Here is a 9,223-nt window from a genome sequence, read left to right as displayed (position 1 = left end):
TTTGGATACGATAAGCGGAAAAGCTCCGCTTATTATAAAGGAAATATGGGTATTTCCCCAAATAAACGGAAATGTTCCGCTTATTTTCAAAAATAGAATTCTTACCATTCAAACTCCCAAAAATAAAAAACCTCAGCTAGAAAATTGAATCTAGCTAAGGTTTTTTCTATGTCTTACACGTGCTTTTCAAGCACTCCTGCTAATGCATCTTTAGGCTGGAAGCCGACTACTTTGTCAACTACTTCGCCATTTTTGAAAACTAGAAGTGTTGGGATACTCATAACGCCGTATTTCGCAGCTGTTTCTTGGTTATCGTCAACATCAAGCTTTACGATTTTTACTTTGTCGCCCATTTCTGAATCAAGTTCTTCAAGAACTGGAGCGATCATTTTACAAGGTCCACACCATGGTGCCCAGAAATCTGCAAGGACAAGGCCAGAGCCTGTTTCAGCAGAGAAATTTGCATCTGTTACGTTTGAAATAGCCATTTGTTTTTGCCTCCTAATAAATACTAATTACTATCGAAAGTATAGCATTGTTTAAATCATCATGCTAATAATCTGTCTCGGATAATTTTCCCTAAAATATTTTTCATATTCCGCTTATTATATGTAATAAGGCGAACAGCTCTACACTGCTCGCCTATATATAGATTGTCTAGCTTCGGCTCCTAGAAACTCAAGAAACTTCAACTCCCACAAAAGAAGCAAAGAGCGCTTCTTTGTGCGAGCCTTCAGTTTTTTCGTTTCTGGGCAGTCGCCTCCGCATTTCATATTATGAGTGAACCTTTAAATTTTTAAACTCTTCTGTTAAAAGTGGCACCACTTCAAATAAGTCACCAACAATTCCGTAATCTGCTACTTTAAAGATATTTGCTTCTGGATCTTTGTTGATCGCTACAATTACCTTAGAGTTAGACATACCTGCTAGGTGCTGAATGGCTCCAGAAATACCGCAGGCGATATAAAGGTCTGGAGTTACAACTTTACCAGTTTGTCCAATTTGTAAGGAGTAGTCACAATAGTCAGCGTCACAAGCTCCACGGGAAGCCCCAACTGCACCGCCTAATACATTTGCTAATTCTTTAAGCGGTTCAAAGCCATCCGCACTCTTAACACCGCGGCCGCCAGAGATAACAACTTTCGCTTCACTTAAATCTACGCCTTCACTTGCTTTTCTTACTACTTCTTTAATAATCGCACGAAGGTCTTTAATTTCAACAGATAGAGAAGCAACCTCACCTGCTCTGCTCTCATCCTTCTCAAGAGGTGCAATATTGTTAGGGCGTACTGTTGCAAAAATCAGCCCGTCTGTAACGATTTTCTTTTCAAATGCCTTACCAGAATAGATCGGTCTAGTAAAGACAACATTTCCGCCTGCAACTTCAACAGCCGTTGCATCGGACACTAAGCCAGATGCAAGCTTAGCAGCAATTCTTGGTGATAGGTCTTTTCCAAGAGAAGTATGACCTAACACTAATCCCTCTGGGCTTTCCTTATCAATTACTGCAAGTAAGCCTTGAGCAAAGCCATCAGAAGTATACTGATTTAACTTCTCATCTTCTACCACAACCACACGGTCCGCACCATATTGGATTAACTCTGCTCCTAAAGCGCTAACATTTGCTCCAAGTAAAACACCAACTACTTCTCCGCCCTCAGCTACTGTTTTTGCAGCAGCAATTGCTTCGAATGAGACATTACGTAATGAACCGTCACGCGTTTCCCCTAATACTAATACTTTTCTAGTCATTCCTTTACCCTCCTGCGAATCATTTTTGTCTTATCAGAATCTTCATTCTGAAGGTTTACGTGCAACTAAGTACGATTAAACTACTTTTGCTTCTGTATGAAGAAGTTGAACAAGTTCTTTTACCTGATCATTTAATTCTCCAGATAAGACTTTCCCAGCTTCTTTTTTAGGCGGTAAGTAAATTTCAATAGTTTTTGTTTTTGCTTCTACATCGTCTTCTTCTAAATCTAGATCGTCTAATTCTAATTCTTCTAACGGCTTCTTCTTCGCCTTCATAATTCCTGGCAATGATGGGTAACGCGGCTCATTTAAACCTTGCTGTGCAGTTACTAATAACGGAAGGCTCGTTTCGATTACTTCAGAGTCACCTTCTACGTCACGTGTAACGGTTACAGTTGTTCCATCAATTTCAAGCTTTGTAATTGTCGTAACATATGGAATGTTAAGCAATTCTGCAACACGTGGTGCTACCTGACCAGAGCCGCCGTCAATCGCTACGTTTCCACCGATAATTAGGTCTGCCTCTTTATCTTTTAGGTATTCAGCGATAATTTTTGATGTAGTGAATTGATCGCCATTTTCTACATCATCTTCAGTATTAATTAGAACTGCTTTGTCAGCTCCCATAGCAAGCGCTGTGCGCAATTGCTTTTCAGCTTCTTCTGTTCCTACTGAGATAACGGTTACCTCACCGCCATTAGCATCGCGGACTTGAATCGCCTCTTCCACTGCATATTCATCGTAAGGATTGATGATAAATTCGGCACCATCCTCATTGATTTTTCCACCAGAGATGGTAATCTTCTCTTCAGTATCAAACGTTCTTTTCAAAAGTACATAAATGTTCATGATTTCCCTCCTATAATGCAAACATTTTTTCTGTTTCAAAGATTAAGAAAACTTATATTAAAAAAATATTTTGATGATCTTCTATCATTTGCAGATAAAAGTTACTCACCCTTTAAACTCAGGCTCGCGTTTTTCAATAAATGCCTGAATTCCTTCTTGTGCGTCACTCGAAACAAATATTTCCCCAAACAGTTCTGCCTCTTTTTTAGAGCCTTCGTAAAACTCTTCATTTTTTGCATAGTTTAATAATTGAATGGTTGCCTTCAGTGAACCTGTACTTTTCTTAGCAATCTTCCCTGCTAATTTAAGTGCTTGTTCTAAGACTTCATTTTCTGGATAAGCATGGTTCGCTAAGCCAAATTGAACCGCTTCCAATCCTGTGATCGGCTCAGAGGTAAACAGCATTTCTGCCGCTCGTGCAACGCCTACATATTTAGGAAGCCGCTGTGTTCCGGCAAATCCAGGGATTAATCCAAGCTGCAGTTCTGGAAGACCCAGCTTCGTTTTTTCACCGACTAATCGGATGTGACAAGCCATTGCGAGCTCTAAGCCGCCGCCTAAGGCCGCGCCATGAATTGCGGCAATGATTGGTTTAGGGAATTTCTCCATACGGTCAAACAAAACTTGACCATATGTACCAAGATCCGCAAAACCTTCCGAAGAAGTAACCGTGGTGAATTCCTTAATATCAGCACCTGCTGAAAAGAAACGGCCTTCCCCATGAATGACAATCACCTTGATATCGCCATTAGGTTCAATTTCGTCTAGAACACTAGACAGCTCCCTAAGTAATCCTTGCGAGAGGGCATTTGCTGGTGGACGCCCAATGGTAATTGTCGCGATCTTGTCTTGATAAGACCATTTTAAGTTTTCCATAGAATCCCTCCTCCTCTGCACTCGAAAATTAATGATACCCGCAGCCTCGAATCAACAGCTGATGGACCGGTTTAGCAAGTGCAACTAAATCATATTTCTCCTCATTCAAAACCCAGGTTGTAACAGTCTCATCAATCGTGCCAAAAACCATCTGCCTGGCAAGACGAACATCGAGGTCACTAGAAAACTCTCCCGTTTCTATTCCTTCTATGATGATTTTATCAATCACTTTTAAATAGCCTTTTAGAACATTGTTTATTTTTAAACGCAATTCTTTATTTGACTGTCGTAATTCTAGCTGAGTTACGATTGCCATGTGATGATCATCAGACAGGTTTTTGAAATGAGCTTCTACCATCATTAATAACTTCTCCACCGCTGTCTCTTTTCCTGCTATCATTTCATCTATTTTTTCAATAAAGCTTCCCATTTTTTCTTCAAAGAGTGAGATGAGAATGTCTTCTTTGTTTTTAAAATAAAGATAAATCGTGCCATCTGCGACACCTGCCTGCTTGGCAATCTTAGAAACCTGCGCCTGATGATAACCAACTTCTGCAATGGCAATGACCGCTGCATCAATGATTTGCATATATTTTGGTTTGTTCCGTTTCATTGGTTCTCCCTCCTCTTGAAGAAAGTTTTTAAAAAATAAAAAAATATGAATGAATCATCATTCATATTTTTATAATAGATTTTAGTTGTATTTCTGTCAAGAAGTACAAATATATTTTTATCTTACTTTACTGCCCGTATATAAGACAAGCACTATTATGCAAAAAAAAGAAGTGCAATGAATGCTCGAAATCAGGCATGTTTTTTGTTTTCTTCCTCTATTTTCTTCATTTCTTCTTCTACGAGTGTTCTTCTTAAAATCTTGCCTACGGCTGTTTTCGGCAGCTCTTCTCTAAATTCATATAATCTCGGTGCCTTATAGGCCGCTAAATATTTTCTAGCATATTGATTCAAGTCATCCGAGGTAATCTCTGAACCTTCTTTTAACACAACATATGCTTTAACGGTTTCACCACGATATGGATCTGGTATTCCTGCCGCAACCGCTTCTAAAACATCCGGGTGCTCATACAAGACTTCCTCAATTTCTCTTGGATAGATATTAAAACCTCCGGCAATAATCATATCCTTCTTCCTATCAACTACATAAAAATATCCATTATCATCCATATAACCAAGGTCGCCAGTGTATAACCATCCATCCTTAAGCGTTTCATCTGTAGCGTCCGGGCGATTCCAATAGCCCTTCATTACCTGAGGTCCCTTGATAATGATTTCACCGATTTCACCTACTGGCATCAATTCACCGTCGTCCATTGAAACAATCCTAACTTCCGTATTCGGCCAAGGGACGCCAATACTGCCCTTTACCCGCGTGCGGTCCCATAAGAAGTTGGAGTGAGTCACCGGTGAAGATTCAGTCAATCCATATCCTTCTACCAGCTTGCCGCCTGTTACCTCTTCAAATTTCTCCTGAACCTCAACTGGGAGCGGTGCAGAACCGCTAATACAGGAATCTATAGATGATAAGTCATATTTCTTTAGGTCAGGGTGATTCAATAAACCAATATAAATAGTCGGGGCCCCTGGAAATAAGGTTGGGCGCTGTTTCTGAATCGTTTTCAATGTGGTCAGGGCATCGAACTTCGGTAAAATAATCATCTTATTGCCTTGCATTATGGTTAAGATTAAGATGGTTGTCATTCCGTACACATGGAAAAATGGAACAATGCCTAAAACTGATTCTTCACCTGGTTTACATTTGTAGAGCCAGGCCTTACACATAGAAGAATTAGCTACTAGATTCTTATGAGTTAACATAACTCCTTTAGGAGAACCAGTGGTACCTCCTGTATATTGAAGCAGGGCAATGTCTTCCTCAAAATCAAAGTCATATTCTAAAAGTTTATTAGGCTTAATTTTTACAATTTCTTTAAATAAGTGAGTATTGCCTTCATGTTTTACATTCACGACAATACCATATTGTTTCTTTTGGATAAAAGGATAGACTAGGTTTTTTGGAAATGGCAGGTAATCTTTGATAGCGGTTACAATAATATGCTGCAAATCAGTTTGCGGCATCACCTTAGAAGCGCGAGGATAAAGAATGTCGAGTGTGATGATCGCTTTAGCTCCGGAGTCCTTCATCTGGTATTCGAGTTCTCGTTCTGTATATAACGGATTGGTTTGAACCACAATCCCGCCAGCCATTAATATTCCAAAATAACTTATGACTGATTGCGGTGTATTGGCAAGCATAATGGCAACTCTGTCACCTTTTTCAATACCGAGTTGCTGAAGATAGCTGGCAAACGACAGGGATTCATGGTACAGCTCTTTATAGGTCATCTCCTTCCCCATAAAATGGATGGCGATTTTTTCTGGATAATTTTTTGCTGCATCTACCAAAAACTGCTGAACAGGTTCATTTTGAAATTCCAGTTCTGCAGGAATTTCCTCAGGGTAAAGCTTAAGCCAAGGTTTTGAATCATACATAGTAACCCTCCTTTTTATACGATTGTAATTTTTTCCACTTCCCTTTTATTATAATATAGTCAGACTCTTTAAACAATTAGAATAGCAATATATGTTTACTATTTCACGATAAAAAAATCAGCGTTGTAAAGGGTGGCAGCATCTTTTGAATGCTGTCACCCTAACTTTTTTAAACAACTGCAGGCTTTCCAGTAGCCAGCGGGTTTTTTACTCTTCCAAATTCTGAAGCATGAGGCCGGTCATCGCCATCGCCATATCCATATTCAATCATCCGGTTCCGGTTGAGGCAAAGTTTTTTAAAGGATGGTCTCAGCAGATCAAACAGCTCAAATCGTTCTTTCAGTTCAGGGAACTGCGCCTGATAAGATAGAATTGTCTCTCTTAGCATGTTCCAGAAAACCGTTTCATCCAGCTCCCTGCTCCGATGAAGAATGTCTGCAAGATAGCGGAAGTGGCATACAAACAATCCGGTAAAGATAAATTGACAGAGTCCTTCCGGAGCCTCGCTTCTCAGCACATTTTTTAACTCTGCTGAGATGTTTTCCAGCTCGGACAGCGGCTGATCACTGATGTTCACATCATCCACAAAATCTTTAACGGCAAGACGGTGCGGTTTGCTGTCCTTTAAAATGACAACCGTATTCTGACCATGCGGCGAAAAAACGGTCCCATATTGATATAAGTAGTGCAGAAGCGGCGGAAGCAGTACATCAAATAGCTGTTTTGTCCACTCTTCTGTGTTGAGTCCTGACTTTTTGGCAAGTTCAAGCGCATAGGATTTTCCATCCTCCCCAACATATAAAAGCGCAGCAAGGGTTATCGCCTGTTCTCCCTCGTCTAGAAACGAATAAATACTTTCTCTCCAGATGACACCAAGCATCTCAAGGAATTGATATGGAGCCCCTTGCAGCTTTGTATAATCTGGATGGGCGTAGTTTATGCTTGCTATTTCCCCAGGAAGTACAACTCTGCATGTATCACGCAAGAATGAATCACGATCCCTGATTCCCTGAATATGCTGCGTGATTTCTGGTGCAAGCACCACTCGCTCAGACGGCAGGCCGCGATAAACGAGTGTATTCAAAATGCTCATCGGAAGCTTTACATGATATTTCATCTTATCCTCCATGTTCACGAACGTTCTGATGGATTGCTGTGGCAGGTACGCATCCTCTCCTTTTCCAAGATAAACGATGCGTTTTTTAAACAGCTCTTCTGAAAAAAGCGGTACCAGGACATGATTCCACTGCCATTCATGAACAGGCATGAAGAAATAGTCCTCAGGCTGAATACCTTCCTCATGCAGAACCTTCTGAAACGTTACCCAAAGGGAATCACCCAGCTCGCTTTTCAGTAAATCTTCATAATCTACTTCAGCAATTGAATGAAAGCTCCCCTTCTCTTTTGAAACAGCTATCCAGTCAAGCTTTACCTCCTTCTTCTGTTCCGGCGCATACTGGAGGTAATCCGTATAAGAAAATCCGATTCTTCCCTTGTTATATGTAATCCATGGATGACCGGTCATTTCCCCTTCAAGCTCGGCATAATCGATTTCAAGGAGGGAGTCAGTCCGCTGATTTTCCTGGCTGGCCATGATATGGGCATCTGCAAGCAGCGTCCGTTTATATTCTTCTATCAGATAAGCGGCAGTAAATGGTTTGATGCCGATTTCCTTTTGCAGCTCAAGCAGAAAGGCAACCGCGCTTTTAGCACTGGCCCATTCACCGCCATTTTTTATCTGAATGGAGTCAGGGTCTATCCAGTAGCTGTCCATAAGCCGTTCTTCCGCCTGGAATCTGTACATCGTCCCGCCGTTTAATGTAAGGTGATAAAGACCATCCGTTTTCTCTGCTGAAATCATGTCTTCATATAAAAACTCTGCAATCATTTTGGCAAGCAGCCGTTTGTTTGCTATTTCCCAGTGCCTTTTTTTCACGTTCGTTTCCAATTCATTCACTCTCCTATACGGTTTGTTTCTTTCGGGCAAAATGCTGGATCCCAAAGTGCTGAAAGACATTTTTTTCCGGTATCTCAAAAATCGTTTTCCCGGCAATCGAATTTATGATGACGGCATTCCGATAAGCGCCTAGCCCCAGATCAGGCGCTCCTACCCCATGGGTATGAAGCTCGCCGTTTTGAATAAACACCTTGTGCTTATCTCTTGTCTCATGCATTACAGCCTGATAGTTTCTCGAAATAACAGGGCGTCCCGCTTCGTCCCATTTCATCAAATGAGCCAGGCTGCTGAATGCTGTAGGCCAGAGGGTTTTGTATCCTGTTGCAGCGATAACGGTATCTGTTGCAACCTTAAACGATTCACCCTCCTCCCAGTGATAACAGTCGAGTTCCATACCGCCGCCATATTCAGAGATATCTTTAACGGCCGTTTTGGCAAGAAGCTGTACGTCCGGCTTTTGTCCGGCGATCGTTCTTTCATATAAAAGATCGTAAATGTCTGCAATTGTATCTGCGCTTATTCCCTTATAAAGAGGATCCTGTTTCGACACAACTTCATCCTTAAGGCTTTGAGGCAAGCGGTAAAAATAATCCGTGTAATCAGGTGAAAAATGTTCAAGCCCGAGTTTGGAATATTCCATCGGAAAGAAACCGTCTGTTCGTGTCAGCCAATTCAGCTTAAAGCCCGCAGTGACCTGCTCTTTTAAAAGCTCAAGGAAAACCTCTGCTGCACTTTGACCTGAGCCGATTACTGTGACAGTCTCCCCTAGTGCTTCATTCCTTCTTTGCAAAAACTCAGAAGAATGATAGAGATTCCGGCTGCCTGCCGCCGTCCATTCCGGTAGATTCGGGGCACTTCCCATTCCTAGAACCACGTGCTTCGCGTAATAAGTCTCCACACGTCCTGTCAAAACATCTTCTACACTCACTTCATAGCCATCTGCATGCTCAGCTGCATCAATGACTCTTTTGCTGAATCGGCATGATGACAGCTGCTTGGAGACCCATTGAAGGTAATGGTTATATTCTCTGCGGGGTATATGGAACGATTCCAGAAAATAGAAATGGTACAGCCGTTTCTGGTGATGCAAATAATTCAAGAAGCTGTATTTGCTCGCCGGATTCACCATTGTAACGGCATCCGCCATAAAAGGAACCTGAAGAGTCGTTCCTTCGATTAATAATCCTTCATGCCAGGCAAACTCCGGTTTTTGATCAAAAAACAAAGCGTCCATTTCGCCTGTTTCATCTATAAGGGCAGCCATCCCCAAATTAAACGGGC

Annotated in this window: 8 protein-coding genes; all 8 read right to left on the bottom strand. The window is 41.4% G+C overall.

The window, feature by feature from the left end:
- Positions 1 to 173: 173 nt before the first annotated feature.
- Complete coding sequence (gene trxA / locus SFC47_RS20370; protein ID WP_283861725.1) at positions 174 to 488, bottom strand: thioredoxin; 315 nt, start codon at positions 486 to 488, stop codon at positions 174 to 176.
- A gap of 286 nt (positions 489 to 774) precedes the next feature.
- The gene (locus SFC47_RS20365; protein ID WP_411256273.1) at positions 775 to 1,752 is read right to left on the bottom strand and encodes an electron transfer flavoprotein subunit alpha/FixB family protein; all 978 of its coding nucleotides are present in this window, start codon (positions 1,750 to 1,752) and stop codon (positions 775 to 777) included.
- A gap of 75 nt (positions 1,753 to 1,827) precedes the next feature.
- On the bottom strand, positions 1,828 to 2,601 hold the full coding sequence (locus SFC47_RS20360) for an electron transfer flavoprotein subunit beta/FixA family protein (protein WP_411256272.1): 774 nt from the start codon (positions 2,599 to 2,601) through the stop codon (positions 1,828 to 1,830).
- 105 nt (positions 2,602 to 2,706) lie between these two features.
- Complete coding sequence (locus SFC47_RS20355; RefSeq protein WP_411256271.1) at positions 2,707 to 3,477, bottom strand: enoyl-CoA hydratase; 771 nt, start codon at positions 3,475 to 3,477, stop codon at positions 2,707 to 2,709.
- Positions 3,478 to 3,505: 28 nt separating this feature from the next.
- Positions 3,506 to 4,090: a fatty acid metabolism transcriptional regulator FadR gene (gene fadR, locus SFC47_RS20350; RefSeq protein WP_411256270.1), complete on the bottom strand. Its 585-nt coding sequence runs from the start codon at positions 4,088 to 4,090 to the stop codon at positions 3,506 to 3,508.
- Positions 4,091 to 4,281: 191 nt separating this feature from the next.
- Positions 4,282 to 5,985 (bottom strand): long-chain-fatty-acid--CoA ligase, encoded by a 1,704-nt coding sequence (locus SFC47_RS20345; protein WP_411256269.1) that lies wholly within the window; start codon positions 5,983 to 5,985, stop codon positions 4,282 to 4,284.
- Between the two features lie 169 nt (positions 5,986 to 6,154).
- Positions 6,155 to 8,002 carry an IucA/IucC family protein gene (locus tag SFC47_RS20340; RefSeq protein ID WP_411256268.1) on the bottom strand — a complete coding sequence of 616 codons (1,848 nt, stop codon included), beginning with the start codon at positions 8,000 to 8,002 and terminating at the stop codon, positions 6,155 to 6,157.
- Positions 7,947 to 9,206 (bottom strand): lysine N(6)-hydroxylase/L-ornithine N(5)-oxygenase family protein, encoded by a 1,260-nt coding sequence (locus tag SFC47_RS20335; protein ID WP_411256289.1) that lies wholly within the window; start codon positions 9,204 to 9,206, stop codon positions 7,947 to 7,949. Before SFC47_RS20335 ends, SFC47_RS20340 begins: the two co-directional genes overlap by 56 nt.
- Positions 9,207 to 9,223: the final 17 nt, after the last annotated feature.

The sequence above is a fragment of the Neobacillus niacini genome (assembly GCF_046591715.1).
Classification (GTDB): Bacteria; Bacillota; Bacilli; order Bacillales; family Cytobacillaceae; genus Neobacillus; species Neobacillus niacini_L.
This window is presented reverse-complemented; position numbering and strand designations above follow the sequence as displayed.